Below are 19903 nucleotides of genomic sequence, written 5' to 3'. Positions count from 1 at the left end.
GGCCGGGCTGCTGACCAGCGAGCGCAGGGGCACTTGGGTGTACTACCGGGTCGCGCCGTCCGTGGTGGCGGGTATGGCCACCCTGCTCGACCTCAACCGCTGACCCGCCACCCGAAGGAGCCCCGTTGCCGCACGCCGTCGTCACCCTCGGGCCGATGGGGCCCGAGCACGCCGAGCAGGTCCTGGCGATCTACCGGGCGGGCATCGAGGAGGGCAACGCCACCTTCGAGACCGTTGTCCCCGCTTGGGACGCCTTCGACGCCACCCGCCTGACGGAGCACCGCCACGTCGCCCTCGGCCCGTCCGACGAGGTGCTGGGCTGGGCCGTGGTCAGCGCGGTCTCCGCCAGGCCTGCCTATGCCGGGGTCGTCGAGCACTCCGTCTACGTACACCCCGGCTGCCGCGGCCTCGGCATTGCCGGCGCCCTCCTGGAGGCGCTGATCGCCTCCACCGAGGCGGCCGGGATCTGGACCATCCAGTCCGGGGTGTTCCCGGAGAACACCGCCAGCCTCGCCCTCCACTCCAGAGCAGGGTTCCGCGTGATCGGCACCCGCGAGCGCGTCGCCCGCCACCACGGCGTCTGGCGCGACGTCCTGCTCATCGAGCGCCGCAGCCCGGCCATCGACTGACACCCCGCGCCCGCCGGTGACTGCCACGTCAAGAGGGTGGCGCACCGAGGTGCAGGCCGGCAGCGCCGGGCGTCGGCGACAGCACCGGGCGGCGGTCCGGCGCGCGGAGACGTGTACTGCGACGGGACGCGGGAGGCGAGGGAGAAGCTCGGCGGCGACACCTACCGCAGTGGCCACCGCAGTGCCGCGGCCTTCGCGAAGGGTTGCTTCGCCGCCATCCGCAACCCCGACAGCCACGAGGCCAACCTGCCCGAGCTGCCCGAGCGCGAAGCCTTGGAGCAATGGCGCTCTCAGCGTTCCGGCCCGGTGAGTGGCCCAGCGACGTCGGAGGCCTGATTCGCCGCTCGGCCCGGCAAGCCCGCAGGATTCACCGGCGGGCACGCCGGGTCACGGCGTCATGGTCGCAGCGGTCAGGCGGCGGCCGTGTCCTTCTTGCGCCAGGCGAGGGAGACGTAGACCAGGGCGATCAGGACGGGGACCTCGATGAGGGGGCCGACGACGCCGGAGAGCGCTTGGCCGGAGGTGACGCCGAAGGTGGCGATGGCGACGGCGATGGCGAGCTCGAAGTTGTTGCCGGCGGCGGTGAAGGCCAGGGTGGCGGTGCGCTCGTAGGCGAGACCGATGGCCTTGCCGAGGGCGAACGTGCCGAACCACATGATCGCGAAGTAGACGAGCAGCGGCAGTGCGATGCGGGCGACGTCCAGCGGCTGGGAGGTGATGGTCTTCCCCTGCAGAGCGAACAGGACGACGATCGTGAACAGCAGCCCGTACAACGCCCAGGGGCCGATCCGGGGCAGGACGTTCGCCTCGTAGCGTGCGCGACCGAGCTTCTTCTCGCCGAGGCGGCGCGTCAGGAAGCCTGCGAGGAGGGGGACGCCGAGGAAGACGACGACGTTGAGAGCGATCTTCCACATGGAGATGTCCAGGCGCTGCCCCTCCCCCAGGCCCAGCCAGCCGGGCAGCAGGTCGAGGTAGAACCAGCCGAGCACCCCGAACGCGGTCACCTGGAACATCGAGTTGAGGGCGACCAGGACGGCCGCGGCCTCCCGGTCGCCACAGGCGAGGTCGTTCCAGATGATCACCATGGCGATGCAACGCGCCAGGCCCACGATGATCAGGCCGGTGCGGTACTCCGGCAGGTCCGGCAGGAACACCCAGGCGAGAGCGAACATCACCGCCGGGCCGACGATCCAGTTGATCACCAGCGACGAGGTCATCAGCCTGCGGTCACCGGTCACGGCGTCGAGCCGGTCGTAGCGCACCTTCGCCAGCACCGGGTACATCATGACCAGCAGGCCGGCCGCGATCGGCAGGGAGATCCCGCCGATCTCGACCTTCGCCAGCGCGCCGTTCAGTCCGGGGACCAGCCGGCCGAGCCCGATGCCGGCCGCCATCGCGGCCAGGATCCACACCGCGAGGTAGCGGTCGAGGAAGGACAGCTCGGCCGCGACCGACAGGCGGTCGGTCGACCCGGGCGCCGGGGCAGGCCCGGTGCGGGCCATCAGCAGGACCTCTTGGTGTCGGCGTTGGCGCGAGCAGTGGCCGCGAGGTCGGCGAACTGCCCCGACAAGGCCTCCAGCACCTCCGGCCGCAGCCGGTAGTACGTGAACCTGCCGCAGGGCTCGGTGTCCACCACGCCTGCCTCACGCAACACCTTGAGGTGGTTGGAGAGGTTGGTCTGGCGGGCGCCGGTCTCCTCCACCAGATGGGTGGTGCACAGGGTCTCGCGGGCCAACAGGGTCACGATCCGGAGCCTGAGCGGGTCGGACAGCACCCGGATCAGATCAGCGTCGACTGACATCATCATGGACTGATATTGTCACATCATCCGCGACTGATACCAGCCCGTACCGGCCGGCGCTTCGCGTCCGCCCCCGCCGGCCGCTGCGCCCGACCATGAAGGACACACCTCCGATGACCGCTACCGCGCCCGCCGCGTCCGTGCTGTTCGTCTGCGTCCACAACGCCGGCCGCTCCCAGATGGCCGCCGGATTCCTCGCCCACCTCGCCGGGGACCGCATCGAGGTCCGCTCCGCCGGCTCCGCGCCCGGCAACGAGATCAACCCGGCCGCTGTCGCCGCCATGGCCGAGGTCGGCATCGACCTCTCCGGCCGGGCCCCGAAGGTCCTCACCGCCGAGGCCCTCCAGGCTTCCGACTACGTCATCACCATGGGCTGCGGCGACGCCTGCCCCTACCTCCCCGGAAAGACCTACCTCGACTGGAAACTCGACGACCCGGCCGGACAGGGTGTCGACGCCGTCCGCCCCGTCCGTGACGCCATCCGCACCCTCATCGAGAACCTGATCGCCGAGATCGACGCCAAGTCCACCGCAGGCCACGAGAGATGACCCATGACCGACACCGCCGCCCGTACAGACGCCCATAGCGTGATCATCATCGGCTCCGGCCCGGCCGGACACACCGCCGCGTTCTGCACGGCCCGGGCCCAGGAGGAGAACAACGCCGAACACCGACGTGTGCACGCCGGCGCAACCGCCTGGCATCCGTCCGCCCGGTGACATGGGAGCAAGTCGCGGGGGCGGTATGACTTCGGCGGTGCTCGGTAAGCCGGAGCGCGAGCCGCCAGGCCTGGCCTGGCCTGGCTTGGCCGCCACGATGGATGCCGCCGTCGAGGCCCGGCGCACCACCCACCCGGCCGTCCGGGGGTTCGGCGCCCGGCGCCCCGAAAGGCCGTGGGCCTCGACCGCGGGCGGGCTACGGGAGGGTGGGGAGGTAGTTCGGGGCGTGGCGGGCGTGGGTGGCCTGCTCGAACGCGTAGGCGTAGCCGAGCAGTCGGGCGTCACTGAAGCGCGTCCCGAGGAAGGAGACCCCGAGCGGCAGTCCCTGGTCGGTGTAGCCGGCCGGCACGGTGATCTGGGGGTAGCCGGCCACCACCGAGTTGTCGGTCGTGCTGGCGAACGGGCTGGCGGCGTCGACCGGCGCACCGGCGGGGCTCGGCATCGCGGTCGCTGCCGGAGTCGGTGCGACGGTGGGCGTGTCCGCGGTCGCAGCACTGCTCGCTGTCCCGGTCGGAGCGCTGCTGGTGGTCCCGCTCGGCGTGGCCGGGGCGCCGGCAGCCGTTGGGGCGGACTGTGCGTCGCCGTCGTTGCAGGCGGCCACGGCGGACAGGGCGAGCACCGTGGCAGCCGCGATCAGGGCGGAACGACGGCTCGTCACAATTTCTCCATCAGGTGAGGTGAACAGGGGAAAGATTCTCACGAACCACCGACATTCCCGAACGTAATTTCGACAGCCTCGCCGGATGCCCCACGGTCGACACAAGCGCGGGCGCGAACGGGAATCGGCGACTGATACCTCGGCATGGGGTCCGCTTCACCACTGTCCCCGAGCCGACCGAACGACGGCGCCGGACCGCGCGTGTCACTGCTGCCACCGGCCGGGTGACCGCTGTCCCGGCCGGGGCGTCCACTCCGCGGGGCCGACACCACAACGACACCGGCCTGCGAACCCGCCCGGGGATGAGAACCCGCCCGGGGTCCGGCGCGAGGAAGACGATCGACGCCGTGTCCGGGGAGCGGTCACCAGGACAGGCGGCACTCCCGACAGTGGCCGGCCCGTACTCCCGCGCGCGCCGCAGGCCGGCGTATCTCCGATCCCGGCTCAGGCCGGCCGGTCGATGAGGGTCCGAGCAGTGTCCTGCCGTGCCTCGTCCTCGTCGATGCCGGTGAAGATGCCGCCGTTGCGGCGGGGCCCGGGCGAGTTCCGCGTGGATCTGGGGCAGGGCGGGGGCGTCGGCGAGCGGACGGATGCTCTCCAGGACTCAGGCGGCATCGATTCAGAAACCGGCCTACGCGTGGAGGGCCGCGGTTGCGCCGCGTTGCTGGTCCTGGCGCACGCAGGTGGTGAGGGCCTCGGCGAGTGCGGGCACGGCCGCCGGGTCGCCGAGCTGGCGAAGGACGGCAACCAGCGCGCAGGTTTCCGACCAGGACCAGCCCTGGGAGAGGTCCGCGTCGGCCAGGAGCCGGGGCAGCCAGGGAAGTAGTTCGCCTGCGGCCTGTGGTAGGTGGGCGACGGCGCGCCAGGCTTCGACATCGGTGTCCAGTACCCTGCGTCCACCGGCACAACCGGGACCCGAAAACCGCCCGTACCCGAGACGTTCGGCCGCCGACGCAGGTGGTGCCGCGCGGACTCGGGCGGGTTCCTCGGTACGGCGGCGTCCTGCCGTTGCGTTCCGATCCCCTCCGCCATGGGCAGTGATCATGGCGGAGGGGATCGGAACGCAACGTGGCGGTCGTCCCGGCGCCGGGGGATCACCTTCGGCGCGGATCCCGGGCCGGCACCCGGTCTGTGGGCCGGTCAGCGCAGGGTGCGCAGGAAGATGTCCGCCTTGCCGTTGGTGTCGCCGGGGACGAGGTCCTCGGCCGTGGACTGGAAGACCATATGGCGCCCGCCTGCGCTGACCGTGTCGATCCCGGCCGTGGCGGGGCGGTCGGTCACGGTCTCGTCGGTGCCCGTCTCCAGGTCGCGCAGCGTGAGCGGCGCCGGCCCGGTCGTACCTGACGGGGTGTGCAGGAGGTAGCGGCCCGTGGGGTCGACGGCGACGCCCTTCACGCCGGGTACCACCAGGGCGGTGCCGGACGCGGACGAGTGTCGATAGCAGGGATGGCCTGCTACAAGCAGGGCGAGCGGTCCCGACTGATCTACGGCTTCCGTGTCCACCGGGGCCGAAAGGGTGAGCCGAAGGCCTTTACCTGCCTGGACTACCAGGACCTGATCGTGCGAGCCGAATCCGGCTCGGCGGCCCGATCGTGCTGGTCCGGGACAACTTGTCAGTCCATCTGCTGCCGCAGATGAAGGAGTTCATCGCTGCGAACAGCGACTGACTCACCGTCCTCCAACTTTCGTCGTACGCACCGGACCTCAACCCGCAGGAGGGCATCTGGGCGCTGATGAAGCGCGGAGTCGACACCTTCGCCTTCATCAACGTCGACCACCTGGCCAAGACAGTCGAACGACGCCTCAGGAAGATCCAGTACCGCCCTCACCCGATCGACGGATGCCTCCGCGAGGCCGGGCTGATCATGGACGGCTGACCACGACCAGGCCCGACACCACGCTTTCAAGTTCAGCTGCGGAGTGAGGACACCGGCCGGCCCGGTGGTCCCCACACCATCGGGACCACGACAGTCATGCAGTACACGGCTGATACACACCCGCGCGTCAACGGAAGCCCCGCTACGCGCAGGCTGAAGTGCCGGTCGCGGAGCCTGTAGGCACACCTGGTGACCACTGCCACCGGGTTCTTCGTCCCTTTGGCTCTGGGAGGCCGCTGTCGTGTCTGTGCCCACGCAACCTGAAGTCCGAGACCCGCACACCACCGCCGGTCGGCTCCCTCTGAGGCGCCGTGGGGCGATGTGGGCCTTGGCCGTCGTCATACTCGTCGGTGTCGGCGCCGGGGGTGGCACGCTGGTCCCTCGGCAAGGCGGCGGTGCCGGGCAGGTCGACGACAGCCGGGCGGGCCGGGCGCTGGTGCTACCAGTGTCGGACGCGATCGCCGCTCTCGGCCTCCCGTGGCCGCAGGAGGGGCAGTCGGCCGTCGCGGCGGCGAAGGTCGGCGTACTCGCCGTCAGAGGGGGGCAGCAGCCGGTGCCGATAGCGAGCGTGACCAAGGTGATGACGGCGTACGTCGTTCTCCGGGACCATCCGCTCAAGGACGGCGAGGACGGGCCGACGATCACGGTCGACGCGCAGGCCGCCGCCGAGGCGGGTTCGGCGGACGAGTCGACCGCTCCCGTCACTGCTGGGCAGCGCCTAACCCAGCGCAAGCTGCTGGAGGTGATGCTGCTGCCCTCCGCCAACAACGTGGCGCGGCTGCTTGCCCGGTGGGACGCGGGCAGCGAGGAGGCGTTCGTGTCCCGGATGAACGCGGAGGCCGCCCGGCTGGGGATGACAGGCACCACCTACACCGGGGCCAGCGGCCTGGAGGCCACGACCGTGTCCACCGCCGCCGACCAGCTGAAACTGGCCCGTGAGGCGATGAAGGAGCCGGCGCTGCGGGCCACGGTGGCCCTGCGCAACACCACGCTGCCGGGCCGGCCCGAGCCGCTGCACAACACCAACAGGCTGCTCGACCTGCCCGGGGTGGTGGGTCTGAAGACCGGTTCGACCACCTCGGCGGGCGGGAACCTGATGTGGGCGCTGGAGGTCGCCGACGCCGAGAGCGGCTCGGGGCGCCGCCTCGTCTACGGTGTGGTGCTCGGCCAGCGGGCCGGCGCCGCTCCCGCGGACGGCATGCGGGCGGCTCTGGAGAGCAGTGGCCGGCTCGTGGACGCCCTGCGGCGGAAACTGCCCGGCGTCCTGCCGACGCTCGACGGCGGCCAGCGGGAGTGGGCGTGAGCACGCGCACCGGCACGGCCCCGGCGACGACGCCTCCGGCAACGGTTGTCACGGTCCCGGCCCACGGGTCGGGCGACGGCGACGGGCCGCGCCGCCGGACGGTTCGCAGCCTTCTTCCTCACCGTCCAGCCCATCGGGCCGTGGGGCGGCGCGGGCGGCTGATCGCGGGGGCCGCCGCTGTGCTCGCCGCCCTGACGGGGCTGAACCCCTGGCTGCCGAACGGCCCGGTCAACCTCGCCAGCCTCTGGCAGACCGTGCTGCCCTGGTCGGGCCTGGGCATCATGGTGCTACTCCTCCTGGCGGCACTGCGACGCTCCGCCCCGGCCGCGGTGGCCACGCTGCTGCCCGCCCTCGTCTGGAGCGTCCTGTTCGCACCGGCTCTTCTCGACAAGCGCACGGGCGGCGGGGACTTCACGATCGTCAGCCACAACGTCAACGAGGACAATCCCGACCCCGCCCGGACGGCGCGTGCCCTGGCCGGTTCGGGAGCCGACGTCGTGGCGGTGGAGGAACTGGCGAGCCGCGCGCAGGAGACCTACCGGCGCGAGCTGGCCACCGCCTACCCCTACTCCCAGGTGCGCGGGGGCATCGGGCTGTGGAGCAAGTACCCGCTGCAGGGCGTGGAGCCGGTGGAGATCATGCCGTGGACCCGGGCCCTGCGCGCGACCGTCCAAACGCCCAAGGGCCCCGTCGCCCTCTACACGGCCCATCTCGCCTCGGTCCGGGTGCGCTTGGACGCGGGATTCACCACCGCCGGCCGCAACGACGCGGCCGCCAAGCTCGCTGCGGCCGTCCGGAGCGAGCCGCTCGCGAGGGTCGTCGTCCTGGGCGACTTCAACGGCTCCTTCGACGACTCCGCGCTGCGCACGCTCACCGGGCAGCTGCGCTCGGCCCAGCAGGAGGCCGGGGACGGTTTCGGCTTCACCTGGCCCGCGCCGTTCCCGGTGGTGCGCATCGACCAGATCCTGGTGAAGGGCATCACCGCGCGGTCCGCGTGGACTCTGCCCGACACCGGCAGCGACCACCTCCCGGTCGCGGCGTCCCTGCAGCTGTGACCGCTTCCGCCCGCCCGCACCCGTCCGCACCCGCCGGGGCAGCGACCCGCGCACCGCTGCCCCGGCGGCCGCGAACGGTCCCCGACGTGTTGGAATGGGCACCCCACCCCCAGGCGACGACATCGGAGAGCTCTTGTCCGCCACCCGAGTACCCCACGCGGTCAACGTGCTGCTCGTCGAGGACGACGCGATCATCCGCCGCTCGGTCCACATGGCCCTGGAACGCTACGGGTACCAGGTCGACGTCACCGGCGACGGGCTCGACGGCCTGGACGCCGTCCGGGCCGGCGAGCACGACGTCCTGATCTTGGACGTGATGCTGCCCGGCCTCGACGGCATCAGCCTGTGCCGACGCGTCCGTGAACAGACCCTCACCCCCATCCTGATGATGTCCGCCCGCGGCGACGCCCTCGACGTCGTGGCCGGCTTGGAGGCCGGCGCCGACGACTACGTCGTCAAGCCCGTCGACATCCCCGTGCTCGTAGCCCGCATCCGCTCCTTGCTGCGCCGCGCCACCTTCCACGACCGAGCCGCCGCGCAGCCCGCACGGGAGGAGCAGCCCGCGCCGGGCGAGCCGCACAGCCGGCCCCCGCGCTCCCCCGCCGGGCCAGTGCCGGACCTGCTCACCTTCGGTGCCCTCACCATCGACCTCCGCGGCCTGGACGTGTGTGTGGACGGCCGGGCCGTCCCCCTCACTCCCACCGAGCTCCGCCTGCTGCTGGTCTTCGCGGAGAACCCCGGCACGGTCCTGGACCGCCGCCGCCTGCTGCGCGAGGTGTGGGACTACGGCTGGGAGGGCGACACCCGAGTCGTCGACCTGTGCGTGGTGCGGCTGCGGAAGAAGATCGGCGCCGAGCGCATCGAAACGGTCCGGGGCTTCGGCTACAAGCTCGTACGGAGCTGACGCGATGACCGCACGAGGCGTCGGCCCGCGCCTGCTGGACCCGCGCTCCCTCCGCTGGAAGATCACCGCCCTGGTCGCGCTCGCCTGCGGTGCGATCGCCGTGGTGATCGGCGTGCTCGTCCACCGAGCGACCGCGGAGCGGGGCGACCGGACGGGGCGCGACCTGGCGATCGCCCGGCTGGGCTCCGCGGAGCAGGAGTTCTCCCGTACAGGCCGCCGCCCCGACTACGCCTCCCTCCAGCCCACGGGCAGCCTGCCCCGGCCGCTGGCCCAGGCGGTCCAGGACTCGCGGGTCCCCGGTGAGTACGCGCTGTGGTACGACGTCAAAGCACCGAACTGGTACTGGATGTGGGCGGCCGTCCCGGTCGGCGACGACCAGGTGCTCACCGTCCGTACCGACTTGAGCGCCACCGTGCGCAGCCTTCAACTGCTGGACCGCAGCATCGTCAAGGCCGCCCTCGCGGCCCTCGCCGTCGTGGTACCCGTCACCGCGCTGGCGGCGGAGCGGATGAACCGGCGCCTGCGCCACACCTCCCGGACCGCCCGCCGGATCGCGGACGGCGATCTCGACGCCCGCATCGGCCGCCGGGGCCGCGCCCGCGACGAGATCACCGAGATGTCCACTGCCGTGGACGAGATGGCCGCGACGCTGCAAGGACGGCTCGCCGCGGAGAAGCGCTTCACTGCCGACGTCGCGCACGAACTTCGTACCCCGCTGATGGGCCTGGTCATCGCCGCCGGCCTGCTGCCCGAGGACGATGAGGCCACTGACCTGGTGCGTACCCAGGTCCGCGCCCTGCGCGGCCTGGTGGAGGACCTGCTGGAGGTCTCCCGTCTCGACGCCGGTGCCGAGAGCGCCCGCCTCGACGAGGTACCTCTGGGAGATCTCATCGACGAGGTGAGCAGGAAGGGCGACGGCCCTGTCCGGCTCCGGCTGACGACACCCGCCACCGTCCGCACCGACCCGCGCCGCGTGGAGCGGATCATCACCAACCTCATCGCCAACGCCCATCGGCACGGCGCCGCCCCCGTCGAGGTCATCGTCGCCGGCAGCCGGATCACCGTGCGCGACCACGGACCCGGTTTCCCGGACACCCTCCTCGCCGATGGGCCGCAGCGCTTCCGCACCGGAGCCGCGGAACGCGGCCACGGCCACGGCCTCGGTCTCACCATCGCCACCGGCCAGACCGCAGTCCTCAACGCCCGTCTGACCTTCGCGAACGCCCCGGATGGCGGAGCCGTCGCCACCCTCGACCTCCCCGCCTGACCGCCGTGCTGGTGGGCCACTGGTTCGAGGAAACGGAGGATCTGACTGCCGAGGAACACGCCACGAGCTTCCGGTGTCACGTACATGCGCCTGATCTCAGCGGTTCCGGGCGTCGTCACGTGCCACCCCCGCAGCCGAGTGCTTGAGGGTGGTCCTTGAGATGTGCGACGACGAAGCGGCCGTGCGGCGCGTTGAAGTGTTCGGGCGGTGTGTCGAGCGGGTCGTCGGCGAAGCCGTAGGTTGCGAGCTGTTCGGGGCGTTCCAGGCGGTCGCTGTCGCCAGGATGCCGGCCAGGGGGTGGCGGCCGACGAGTCCGTCGGTGGCGGTCTTCGCGCCGGGCGTGACGACCTCGGGACTACCCCACAGGGCGGTCCGGGTGAGGGCGGTACCGGTCTTCTCGGAGAGGACAACCGCGGCAAGTCTCCGTACGACCTCGGAACGGGGCAGAGATCCGCGAAGCCAGGCGTAGGCCGCGGTGAGGTCGATTCGGGGTCGGCACTCGTCTTGGCGGGCCCCAGACGGTCACGACGTCCTTCCGCGCCTCGGCCGCCCTTCCTCAGGTGCCCTGCTTCGGACCTCGGGCATCGAGCTCCGGCGGTGTCCCGCCTCGGGCCTCAGGAATCGGAGCGCAGGCCTCGGGGCGACGCGTTGTAGGAGGCGGCGGTCGCGGCGGCGCGGTCGCGCAGGCGGTCGCGCAGCCATGGCGGGGCCAGGGCCTCCGCGTCGGTGGCGAGCTGCCAGAGCGCCCATTCGGCGTGCCGGGGATCCTGGAAGGTCGCTTCGAGCCGCAGCCAGCCGTCCGGGCCCTCGACTTCTCCGGCGTGGACGGTCAACGCGGTGCCCCCCAGCTCGTCCCGCCGCGCCGGGTCCACCCGGAGCAGCACGGTGACCTGGTCCCCGCCGGTGCGGAACCGGATGCTGCGCTCCTCCCACGCTCGGCCCAGGTCGATCCGGTCCGGCCGCTGGGCCGGTTCGGCGAGCTCCTCGGCGGCCACGATCCGGGACAGCCGGTAGGTGCGGTCCTCGCCTGACCTCGCGGCCAGCAGGTAGCCCTGGTCGCGGACGGTGACCAGCCCGATCGGGTCCACCGTGCGCCATTTCGGGGCCTGGTCCACCGCCGCGTAGTGGATGCGCAGCTTCTGTCCGGCGAGCACCGCGCGCCGGACCTCGGCCATGACGGCGTCGGGCACCTCCTCGGCGTTCCGTCGACGCGCGAGGAGGTCGGTGTCGGGATCGACGAGCAGTCTCCGCACGGAGCCTGCCGCGGTCGCCCGGGAGTTCTCGGGCAGGGCGTCGACCACCTTGCGCATGGCGGAGGCGAGCGCCGCGCCGAGGCCGAACGCCTGGGTACCGCGCCGCGATCCGGCAACCAGCAGGGCCAGTGCCTCGTCATGGCTGAGTCCGGTGAGCTCGGTCTGGAATCCGGGCAGCAGGGCGAACCCGCCGTGGCGGCCGCGTTCGGCGTAGACCGGGACGCCGGCGGCGGACAGCGCCTCGATGTCGCGCAGGACGGTGCGGGTGGACACCTCCAGCTCGGCGGCCAGGGTGGCGGCCGACATCCGGCCGTGCTGCCGGAGCAGCAGGACCAGTGATACCAGGCGGTCGGCGCGCATGGGAAAACCCTACGGGAATACACGACAGGGGACGTCGTGATTTGTTGGGAGGCTTGCCGGCAGGACGAACAAGCCCTGCCGCATTCGAGAGGTGATCCCCTTGGCGCACGCCATCGTCAATCCGGACGGTCTGCACGACCCGGTTCCGTTCGGCTACAGCCACACCGCCGCCGTCCCCGCGGGCACGGAACTGGTGTTTGTCGCCGGCCAGTACGGATCGGGGCCGGACGGCGCGGTCGTGTCGGCCGACTTCGCCGAGCAGGTGGAGCGGGCGTTCCACAACATCGGCGTCGCCCTCGCTGCCCATGGGCTCGACCTCGGCCACGTCGTCCAGCTCAGGACGTACGTGGTGGACCACGACCTCGGCAAGCTCGGGCCGATCGCCGCTGCCGTGCGGGAGGGCTGGGGTTCGAAGCCGCCCACGCAGACCCTCATCGGCGTCGCGAGCCTGGCCGCGCCCGACGTGCTGTTCGAGGTCGAGGCGCTCGCCGCCCGGCCCTGAACCGCTGAGAGGGCGGAGCCGGGGCCGGATTGCCGGTGCCCGGCCGGATACAGCCCGAGGCCGCGGTGTTGCCATCCGGTGTTGCCGGCCCGGCAACGGAGGCGCAACACCAGGCGCCTCCTTCATCCTGTGATGCACCGTCAGGCCGATCCGGCTGGCGGGCAGGTCGTGGCGGCGAGTGCTACCACGGATCGAGGAGGTTGATGGTGCGGCATGCGCTGCTGTCGCCGAGGGCGGCCCTGGTGCTGCTGGTCGGCGTGCTCACGGGTATCGGCGCTGGGGTTCTGAGCGCCGCTGGGGGCACGCACCTGGCCCAGTGTGTCCTTTACGGCGTCGGCGCGTTCGGTGCGAGCGTGTCGTTCGTGAACCGGCTCGTCGCCGAGCCCCGAGAGGACCCTGCGGACAAGGAGACGGCCTGACGTGAAGGCTGCGGCCCGGGTGCCTTGGATTCCCGGGCCGCAGCCGACCCGACACTGCAAGGATGGTGGCGCCGTGGAGGCCTACGAGACACCGGGGGGTGGGCGGGTGGGAGACCTGCGAGCGCTGAGCCCCGACCTGAACAGCGAATGCCGGGCATTCGCCGAGGCCCTGCGCAGCCTGTTCACGGGCCTGCGGCCCACGGCGTCGGTGCGCCGCTACGGCGCGCGCCGACACCTGAGTGCGGGAGCCGTCTCCCGCTACCTGTCCGGACAGCGGATCCCGCCCTGGCAGTTCGTCCAGGACCTGCTCGCCGACGTCGGCGCCGACCGCGGCAGCGTCGCGACTTCCGAGACGATCGACCTGCTGCGTTCGCTGCACGCGGCGGCCCAGCGCACCAGCGCCTCGGTCAGCCACGCCCTCCAGCAGCTCCAGTTCCAGCTGGCCGAGGCCGACCGGCTCTCCCGGCGCTCGACCGCCCACAGCGACATCCTCGGCGAGGCCCTGCTCGACAGGAACCAGCGCATCGCCGATCTGGCGCTGCGCCTCAACCAGCTGGAGAGCGACTGGGCCCGCGAACGGGCCCGGGGCGACGAACTGGTCCTGCACGCCGGGGACCGCGAGGAACTGCTGCGCGAGCGCCGGCGCCTGGAGGCGGAAGTCGCGCGGCTGACGGCCGAGCTGGAGGAGTCCCGTCGGCGCCGGCTCGCCGCGGAAGCACGCTGCGAGCTCCTGGAGCGCCAACTGGTCGTGGCCGAGCAGCAGGCCGGCGAGGAACCGCAGCACTCCAGGATGACCCGCCCCGCCCCTGCGGGCGCGGACAGCCCACGGGTCCTCATCGTCGACGACCAGCCCGCGAACCTGATCGCCCTGGAGGCGGTCCTGACCGCCGCCGACTGCCAGGTGCTGGCGGTGGCCTCCGGCACGGACGCACTGAGGGCGCTGCTCCAGCACGACGACGTCGCCGTGATCATCCTGGACGTGCAGATGCCCGGCATGGACGGCTACGAGACCGCAGCCCGCATCAAGCGCCGCGCCCAGACCCGCAACATCCCGATCATCTTCGTCACCGCGATCGGAGCGGACCCCGAGAGCCTGCTGCGCGGCTACGACGCCGGGGCGATCGACTTCATCGCCAAGCCGTTCGAGCCGTGGATGCTCTGCGCGAAGGTCAGTGTCCTGGCCGAGATGTACATGAACTACCGCGGCACCCCTCGCCGCGAACCGCCCTCCCGGCCCACGGACGACAGCACCAGTTGGCTCCTGCCCACGTTCCCCCAGCACAGCCCGCTCCAGGCCGCCGATCAGGACGAGGCCCCTCATGGCTGACCCCTGCGGGCGGCGGGGTGCGCTGACGCGTGTCCCAGCGGTGGTCGCACGCACCGGTGGACCGGGGTATTCGCCGACCCGGAACCGCACGGACCGGCACAGCGCCGGCAGGAGCGGTCAGGAGAACCGCACATTCCGCGAGGCCGGGCAGGGAGTCGAGGTGTTCCTCGACGGGCTGCGGTCTCAGCTGAGAGAACGCAGCTTCCGGCCGGCCCCGGTGCGTGAGCGGATGATCCCGAAGGCGAACGGCAAGTTCCGCCGCCTGGGCATTCCGACCGTGGCGAACCGGGTGGTCCGGCGTCCTTGAAGTTGGTGCTGGAGCCGGTGTTCGAAGCGGATCGGTGGCTGCGGCCGACAGTCCGGCGTGGGCCGCCGGGGCGCCCTGAGGTGGGCGGGTCTGCTCTCCGGCCCGCCGTGGAGCGTGGAGCGGGTGACGGAGCTTGACAGGTACGACACAGGCTTGCGGTATCCGGCCCGCAGCCGGCGGGGTGCGGCGGCCGGGCCGCACCCCGCCGGTCACGGCACGCCTCCTACCACGGGCGGATCCAACGGGTGCTTCCTGACAGCGTCGGGACCGGGACGGCCCTGCTCGATCGCGTCCTGGAGGCACTCGACGAATGCGGCGAGCTCACCGCCCGGCAGAACTGCGCGCAGCAGCACGGCCGTGCCAGACCCCAAAACGCACCGGCGCAGACACCAGATCGCCCGCCGGCCTCGAGCGGCCGAAGCACAGGTCGGTGTCCGCGGCGCCGAACACGTCCGGCCCGGGGTACGGGTCACGAGCCGGACCGCCTGCGTCCGCAGGGTTCCCGCCGCCGGCCGCCGCCTGCGCCGGGCCCTGGAGCGCCAGGGAGGCCGCACGCCAACGGGCCTCCCACTCCGTCTGCCCTCCGCCGCGCGCCCGCCCGTACGCATGCGCGACGGCCGGCGACGGGAGCGGCTCCCCTTTCGCGGCCTCCGTCAGTGTGCTGGCGGCGTAGTGCGACGCCTTCGCCGACGCTCGGTAGCTCGGGGCGCCGACCCGGTCACGCAACTGCCGCAGCCCCCAGGCGAACCGTTCCACCGGGCCGGCCTGTGCGTCGGCCAACCGCTCCGGCCTGCCCCGACGGGCCCTGCACCCCGTCGCCTCCGGCCTCTCGTCCATGCCGCCACCCCTGGGCGGGCCCGTCCCGCCGCACACGCATCATTGTCCGGATTGAATGTCCTGCCCAGAGGGACCTTTCGGACAATGCGCCGCCGCCACAGGGTTGTTGATGCACGGGGCGCCGCAGCGCGCTCCGCACACCGGGAGACGGACGAGCCGGGACCTCACCGCGCAGCGGCAGGTCCGTACAACGGCTCTGAAACATCGGCTCGCCCGTCGGGCGCCGGTTTGCCGGCTTCGACACGAGGCCGGTTCTCCATTTGACATGTGCGCACAGTGCGTACGCTCGAACGAGGAAAGGGAATCTGATGCGTAAGCGAATCGCTCTCGCGGCGGCTGGGACTGCCATGATGTTCGCCTCCACGGTGGGGGCGGCTTCGGCCGAAACCCTCGCCAACGGCAGCTCCGAAACCCCTGCGGTGATCCGGCCGATCACGGTGGACAGCCCGTCCGCGATCACCGCGTGGGACAACTGCCTGCACGGCCAGGCATGCGTGTTCCAGAACTCCAACGGCGGCGGCCTGCTGTGGGTGGTGCCCTGGGCCGGCTCCTTCAAGCTCGCCAACTACGACATGAACAACCGGATCAGCGCCCTCTGGAACCGAAGCGGCGGAACCCTGAGCCTGTATGACGGGGACAACTACAGCAACCTGCTGGGCCAGTACGGCGCCTACGGCCCGCCCATCAACGTCCCGACCGGGATCAACGACAGGGCGAGTTCCCTGACGGTCTACTAGAAGGACCGCTGCCGGCTGCCCTCCTCGGCACAGGGCCGGCGATCTTCACTGTCACCACTTCGGCCCGGCCCGCGACGGGCCGGGCCGCGGCGGCCCGTTCTTTCACCCGGGCACTCGCATGCAGCACCGACACCGGAACTTGTCCGCGCCGCCCTCTGCCATGCCTTCCTCCCGAAGGTGCCTCCGCCCACGTCCGACCAGACTCACGACAACCTGGATCTCCCGTTCCCCTCGTCCGACACCCATAGCGGTGAAGTCGGCTACTGGAACTGCCCGAATACCCCCTTCAAGCGGTTGTGGCGCCGATCGTGGCAGCGTCAGTCGTCAGCTGCGACGAGGAGAGTGAGCGTCGCTGCCGAGCGGTCGATGAGGACGAGTTCGTGGAAGTCGATGTGGATGGGGCCGTAGTCGTGGAACGCGTCCTTGGGAAGCTGCCCCAGCAGATATCTGCTGGTCGCCTCACGGATTGGGACGTAGACCTCCTGACGCAGGCGTGATGCGAGTGAATCTGGGACGTCTCCATGGTGGTTGGCCCAGGAGCGGATGACGTCGACGGCCGTCGCGGCGTCGATGGTCTCGTAGGAGTCGGGGGTGATTCGGTCAAGCCACCACTGACCGTGCCGTGGCCAGTCCTGGACGCCTGCGCCGTCGTACGTATTCCGAAACTGCGGGTGTGCGATCAAGGCGGCCAGCACGTCTCGGTTGTCCAGTGCCTCGGACGACAACTGGAAACGCGTGGCGTCGACCCAGCGGTAGCCGTGGGATCCCTCGCCGAAGTCGAAGTCTCGGAAATTGATGAAGGGGCTGTCCGAGTGGACGAGGGCGGGCACTGGTTCCATGGTGGTCATCGTAGGTCTCGCGGTTACTCAATCCATCAGGGATCCTCGGCCTGACCAGCGGCTATTCCCGACGTTTCCCATATCCGGTACCCGGGTCTCCCTCGGGTGCACGGCTCACGAGGTCGTGCGTCGGCTGACTTCAGCTGCGTAGGCGGCCCACTCTCCGGCGGCGGCTCGCTGCCATTTGACGGCGACGGTGATGTCGATACCGAGGGTCCGGGCGAGGACCGCGGCGGGTATGCCGTCGTGGACCGCCTCCCTCGCAAGGACGTGGGCGAATCCGTAGGTGTCCGGGCCGAGCCGGCGCAACACCACCGCGCCGAGCGCCTCCAGGAGCGCGGCGTCCGCCCGGGCCTCGTCCAGTCCGGCGGCCTCGGCGAGCAGCGACTGCGTGGCCGGGACCGCCGGCACGGCCGCGGCGTTCACCAGCGCCGCCGCGTCGGGACCCAACCGTGCGACCCGCGCGGCCAGCAACTCAGCCAGGCTGCGGGGCAAGCTCCCATCGGGCTCGTCGTGCCCACGCCCCCAACATCCACCGTTACCTGCCCGGAAACAAGCCATCGAGCCCCACCGGTCCGCAGAGTGGCCTCGTTCACTTCTGACAGATTGCCGGACCCGGGCCGGGAGGTCAGGGGGTGTCGCCCGCCCAGTCCCAGCGGCGCGGGTCTTCGGAGCGCGGTTCGTAGCGGGCGCGGCCGCCGGGACCGTGCGAGCCGATCTCGGTAGGCAGCGCGGCGCCGTCGGCGAGCTGCTCGGCGTCCCAGCCGGTGACGTCCAGGAGCAGGCCGTCGAGGGGGCCCGCGACGAGTTCCCGGTAGTCGTGGCCCGGCCGGGGGCCGGGGTCGGGGTCGTCGTGGTCGGCCCCGTAGACCCTGCCCCGCATCAGCGCCTCGTCGTCCATCGCGTCAGCATCTCAGCAGGGTCTGACAGGACGGAGGCGCTCTTCGTCCGGCTTCGTGGGCTGGCCGGACGGGCTGCCTCGCCGGCGAGGCAGTGTTAGAGGCAGCTGGCCGGCCTTCCCGTAGCGGCGCGGGGATCGGGCCTACGGCGATATCCGGCCGTCGCTTCAGGCGGCCGTGGTCCCACGGGGAGCGCGGCAAACGGGGGCACCGTGGCCGGCTCGCCGCTTCCGCTCGGGTTCGGAAGCCGCGGGCCGGTCCTCTCCAGGTGCCGGGCTGCAGCCGGTCCCGCGCCTAAAGTTAGGGTCAGGTGGCGAGGGCCAGGAGCAGGCCCGCGTCGGTCACCTCGGTGACGGTGCCCTTGGCGAGGCCGCCGTGGGTCAGCAGGTGGAGTCACTCCGCGGTGTCGTCGCAGGTCACCGGGGGTAAACACCCGCGTTCGCACCGCTGGCCGGGGGGCGGTCCGGCACGGCCGGCCCGTTCGGCCGACCCGGACGCGGCCCGTCCCCCGACCAACACCCCTCAGCGAAATGAGCAACAGAGTCCGCACGCGTCGCCGGGCCGGGCCCCGGTTCCGGGGCCCGGCCCGGCGACGCGTGCGGATCAGCAGGTACCGAGGTCCTGCCAGACGCCCCACTGGCCGGTGGTGCCGGGCTCCTCGCCCAGCGTCCACCACTTGGCGCTCCACCGGTGGCCCGTCCACGAGACGGTGTTGCCACCGGTGTAGACCTGTGCACCGACCCAGGAGGCGGTGGAGCACGCCGGGGCGGTGCCGGTCACGGTGAGCGTGTAGGTCGCGGAGGACGTGGCCGAGGTGCCGGTCAGCGTGCCCTTGACCGTCAGCGTGTAGGTGCCGGGGACGACGGTGGACACGGTCGACACCGACAGGGCGGCGCTGGAGCTCCCGTTGACCGAGGACGGGCTGACCGAGGCGGTGACCCCCACAGGAACGCCGCTGACCGTCATCGCGATGGACGTGTTCGAGCCGTTGTTGATGATGGCCGTGCTCACGGTCGCGGTGGTCGACGAGCCGGCGGTCACCGTGCCCGAGGACGGGCTGACCTGCACCTGGATGGCGGGCACCTGGACACTCGACGCGGAGGGCGACGGGGAGGAGGCGGTGGCGGCGGCTTGGAGGAGGGCCGTCGTCGGGTACTTGTCACCCGGCTGCGAGGCGAGCTTGGACAGGCTGTCGCCGGCCCGGGCCTCGACGTACGGGGCGAAGACCTGGGCGGGCAGTGGGGTGCCCGCCGCACGGGCGGTGCCGGTGCCGGTGCCGGTGAGCGCCACGCCGGCGATGGCGGCGGCCGTGACGGCTCCGGCGAGCAGGGCTCGGAGTGGTGCGCGAACGGGTCCGGCCATGGACCGCGCTCCCTTCGAAGGTGGGGACTTCGGCGACCTGAAGCACTCTGGCCTGGACCAATACTGGTGGTCTGGACCACCCGACTGTCAAGAGTCCTTACCGAGCTCTTGGGCTCAGTGGTTCCGCCGCACGAGCCACGGCAGCTCCAGAGTTCCTGCGGGCCGCGCTCCGCGTCGACTGGAACACCCGCCAGGTCACCACCTGCCCCGAAGGCCGCACCAGCACCGGCTGGTACCCCGTCACCCAGCGACAGAGCGTACGGAACTGGCCTTCAGCGCGGAGGTCGAACGACTTCGCGGCGGACCAGCAGCTGGTGGCGGCCGCCGGGGCGGGGAGCCGGAGCCGGGTCGTCTTCTTCGGTACCGGCAGAGTTCAGGAGGTTCCTCGTCAAGATCGACCAGGAGGTTCCCGCAGGGCTCGACATTCACCTGATCTGCGACAACCACAGAACCACAAGACCCCGGCGATCCGCACGTGGGTCAAGCGCCGGAACGAGGACCCCACGCCGTTGACCTGGACCAAGACCGCTGACGAGATCCTCGACTCCCTCGCCCGATTCTGCCGACGGACCTCCGGCGCAGGACACTAGCGTCGGATCGTGAGGGCGACGAGCGCGCTGCACACGCAGCACCCGGCCACGAAGAAGAAGATGAGGTCGGTGCTGCCGGTGCTGTCCATCAGGCCGCCAATGAAGGGCTCGGCGGTTCCGGCGAAGAGGTAGGCGAAGCAGTTGACGGCGCCGGTGGCGGTGCCGGCCATCCGCTTGCCGGCGATGTCGGGGCAGAGCGCCCAGAACGAGGACTGCGGGCCGTAGACGAAGAAGCCGGTGAGGAAGAGGACCACGATG

Annotated in this window: 23 protein-coding genes and 2 pseudogenes; 15 read left to right on the top strand and 10 right to left on the bottom strand. The window is 71.6% G+C overall.

The window, feature by feature from the left end; all coding sequences use genetic code 11:
* From PUR61_RS19060 to PUR61_RS45410, 3 genes and pseudogenes are all read left to right on the top strand, one after another.
* Positions 1 to 103: pseudogene (locus PUR61_RS19060) on the top strand (transcriptional regulator); the annotation flags it as partial.
* A 52-nt stretch (positions 104 to 155) separates the two neighbouring features.
* Positions 156 to 629, top strand: a complete 474-nt coding sequence (locus tag PUR61_RS19055; RefSeq protein ID WP_329880161.1) for a GNAT family N-acetyltransferase — start codon at positions 156 to 158, stop codon at positions 627 to 629.
* Positions 630 to 665: 36 nt separating this feature from the next.
* Complete coding sequence (locus PUR61_RS45410) at positions 666 to 965, top strand: TIGR02391 family protein (RefSeq protein ID WP_443035197.1); 300 nt, start codon at positions 666 to 668, stop codon at positions 963 to 965.
* A gap of 74 nt (positions 966 to 1039) precedes the next feature.
* Here the strand turns inward: PUR61_RS45410 and arsB are convergent, their stop codons facing one another.
* Together arsB and PUR61_RS19045 are read right to left on the bottom strand one after the other, a co-directional pair.
* Positions 1040 to 2131 (bottom strand): ACR3 family arsenite efflux transporter, encoded by a 1092-nt coding sequence (gene arsB, locus PUR61_RS19050; protein WP_329880159.1) that lies wholly within the window; start codon positions 2129 to 2131, stop codon positions 1040 to 1042.
* Complete coding sequence (locus PUR61_RS19045; protein WP_329880157.1) at positions 2131 to 2436, bottom strand: ArsR/SmtB family transcription factor; 306 nt, start codon at positions 2434 to 2436, stop codon at positions 2131 to 2133. Before PUR61_RS19045 ends, arsB begins: the two co-directional genes overlap by 1 nt.
* 107 nt (positions 2437 to 2543) lie before the next feature.
* Here PUR61_RS19045 and PUR61_RS19040 point away from each other — a divergent pair, with 107 nt between their 5' ends.
* Together PUR61_RS19040 and PUR61_RS19035 are read left to right on the top strand one after the other, a co-directional pair.
* On the top strand, positions 2544 to 2978 hold the full coding sequence (locus PUR61_RS19040) for an arsenate reductase ArsC (RefSeq protein WP_329880155.1): 435 nt from the start codon (positions 2544 to 2546) through the stop codon (positions 2976 to 2978).
* Positions 2979 to 2981: 3 nt separating this feature from the next.
* Entirely contained in the window at positions 2982 to 3149 is a 168-nt protein-coding gene (locus PUR61_RS19035) for a hypothetical protein (RefSeq protein ID WP_329880153.1), read from the top strand.
* A 196-nt stretch (positions 3150 to 3345) separates the two neighbouring features.
* Here PUR61_RS19035 and PUR61_RS19030 read toward each other — a convergent pair whose 3' ends face one another.
* Positions 3346 to 3807 carry an amidase family protein gene (locus tag PUR61_RS19030; RefSeq protein ID WP_329880151.1) on the bottom strand — a complete coding sequence of 154 codons (462 nt, stop codon included), beginning with the start codon at positions 3805 to 3807 and terminating at the stop codon, positions 3346 to 3348.
* Between the two features lie 1140 nt (positions 3808 to 4947).
* Entirely contained in the window at positions 4948 to 5202 is a 255-nt protein-coding gene (locus PUR61_RS19025) for a hypothetical protein (protein WP_329880150.1), read from the bottom strand.
* A gap of 338 nt (positions 5203 to 5540) precedes the next feature.
* Between PUR61_RS19025 and PUR61_RS19020 the strand changes: the two genes are divergently transcribed.
* The 5 genes from PUR61_RS19020 (at position 5541) to PUR61_RS19000 (ending at position 10213) form a co-directional block, all read left to right on the top strand.
* On the top strand, positions 5541 to 5684 hold the full coding sequence (locus PUR61_RS19020) for a hypothetical protein (RefSeq protein ID WP_329880149.1): 144 nt from the start codon (positions 5541 to 5543) through the stop codon (positions 5682 to 5684).
* Positions 5685 to 6129: 445 nt separating this feature from the next.
* The gene (locus PUR61_RS19015) at positions 6130 to 6987 is read left to right on the top strand and encodes a D-alanyl-D-alanine carboxypeptidase family protein (protein ID WP_329880148.1); all 858 of its coding nucleotides are present in this window, start codon (positions 6130 to 6132) and stop codon (positions 6985 to 6987) included.
* A 140-nt stretch (positions 6988 to 7127) separates the two neighbouring features.
* On the top strand, positions 7128 to 8042 hold the full coding sequence (locus PUR61_RS19010; RefSeq protein ID WP_329880146.1) for an endonuclease/exonuclease/phosphatase family protein: 915 nt from the start codon (positions 7128 to 7130) through the stop codon (positions 8040 to 8042).
* Positions 8043 to 8136: 94 nt separating this feature from the next.
* Positions 8137 to 8946 (top strand): response regulator transcription factor, encoded by an 810-nt coding sequence (locus PUR61_RS19005; protein ID WP_443035196.1) that lies wholly within the window; start codon positions 8137 to 8139, stop codon positions 8944 to 8946.
* 4 nt (positions 8947 to 8950) lie between these two features.
* Positions 8951 to 10213 carry a sensor histidine kinase gene (locus tag PUR61_RS19000; protein ID WP_329880142.1) on the top strand — a complete coding sequence of 421 codons (1263 nt, stop codon included), beginning with the start codon at positions 8951 to 8953 and terminating at the stop codon, positions 10211 to 10213.
* Between the two features lie 614 nt (positions 10214 to 10827).
* On the opposite strand, the gene PUR61_RS18995 is transcribed toward PUR61_RS19000, so the two are convergent.
* Entirely contained in the window at positions 10828 to 11826 is a 999-nt protein-coding gene (locus PUR61_RS18995) for a helix-turn-helix transcriptional regulator (RefSeq protein WP_329880141.1), read from the bottom strand.
* 100 nt (positions 11827 to 11926) lie between these two features.
* On the opposite strand from PUR61_RS18995, the gene PUR61_RS18990 reads away from it, so the two are divergent.
* The 5 genes from PUR61_RS18990 to PUR61_RS18970 all read left to right on the top strand — a co-directional run bounded on the left by PUR61_RS18990 (position 11927) and on the right by PUR61_RS18970 (position 15955).
* Entirely contained in the window at positions 11927 to 12328 is a 402-nt protein-coding gene (locus PUR61_RS18990) for a RidA family protein (protein WP_329880139.1), read from the top strand.
* Positions 12329 to 12531: 203 nt separating this feature from the next.
* Positions 12532 to 12747 carry a hypothetical protein gene (locus PUR61_RS18985; protein ID WP_329880137.1) on the top strand — a complete coding sequence of 72 codons (216 nt, stop codon included), beginning with the start codon at positions 12532 to 12534 and terminating at the stop codon, positions 12745 to 12747.
* Positions 12748 to 12853: 106 nt separating this feature from the next.
* Positions 12854 to 14074 (top strand): response regulator, encoded by a 1221-nt coding sequence (locus tag PUR61_RS18980; protein ID WP_329880135.1) that lies wholly within the window; start codon positions 12854 to 12856, stop codon positions 14072 to 14074.
* 160 nt (positions 14075 to 14234) lie between these two features.
* Positions 14235 to 14381: a hypothetical protein gene (locus PUR61_RS18975; protein ID WP_329880133.1), complete on the top strand. Its 147-nt coding sequence runs from the start codon at positions 14235 to 14237 to the stop codon at positions 14379 to 14381.
* Between the two features lie 1145 nt (positions 14382 to 15526).
* Entirely contained in the window at positions 15527 to 15955 is a 429-nt protein-coding gene (locus PUR61_RS18970; protein WP_329880132.1) for a peptidase inhibitor family I36 protein, read from the top strand.
* A gap of 317 nt (positions 15956 to 16272) precedes the next feature.
* On the opposite strand, the gene PUR61_RS18965 is transcribed toward PUR61_RS18970, so the two are convergent.
* The 5 genes and pseudogenes from PUR61_RS18965 to PUR61_RS18945 form a co-directional block, all read right to left on the bottom strand.
* Positions 16273 to 16794 carry a hypothetical protein gene (locus PUR61_RS18965; RefSeq protein WP_329880131.1) on the bottom strand — a complete coding sequence of 174 codons (522 nt, stop codon included), beginning with the start codon at positions 16792 to 16794 and terminating at the stop codon, positions 16273 to 16275.
* A gap of 114 nt (positions 16795 to 16908) precedes the next feature.
* Positions 16909 to 17289: a hypothetical protein gene (locus PUR61_RS18960; RefSeq protein ID WP_329880130.1), complete on the bottom strand. Its 381-nt coding sequence runs from the start codon at positions 17287 to 17289 to the stop codon at positions 16909 to 16911.
* 133 nt (positions 17290 to 17422) lie between these two features.
* Complete coding sequence (locus PUR61_RS18955) at positions 17423 to 17695, bottom strand: hypothetical protein (protein ID WP_329880128.1); 273 nt, start codon at positions 17693 to 17695, stop codon at positions 17423 to 17425.
* Positions 17696 to 18296: 601 nt separating this feature from the next.
* Positions 18297 to 19055, bottom strand: coding sequence for a hypothetical protein (locus tag PUR61_RS18950; RefSeq protein ID WP_329880126.1), 759 nt, complete (start codon positions 19053 to 19055; stop codon positions 18297 to 18299).
* Between the two features lie 586 nt (positions 19056 to 19641).
* Positions 19642 to 19903: pseudogene (locus tag PUR61_RS18945) on the bottom strand (hypothetical protein); the annotation flags it as partial.

It is taken from the genome of Streptomyces sp. BE20, from assembly GCF_036322525.1.
GTDB lineage: Bacteria > Actinomycetota > Actinomycetes > Streptomycetales > Streptomycetaceae > Kitasatospora.
Note: the sequence above shows the minus strand (reverse complement) of the source record. Positions and strands in the feature narration are given on the sequence as shown.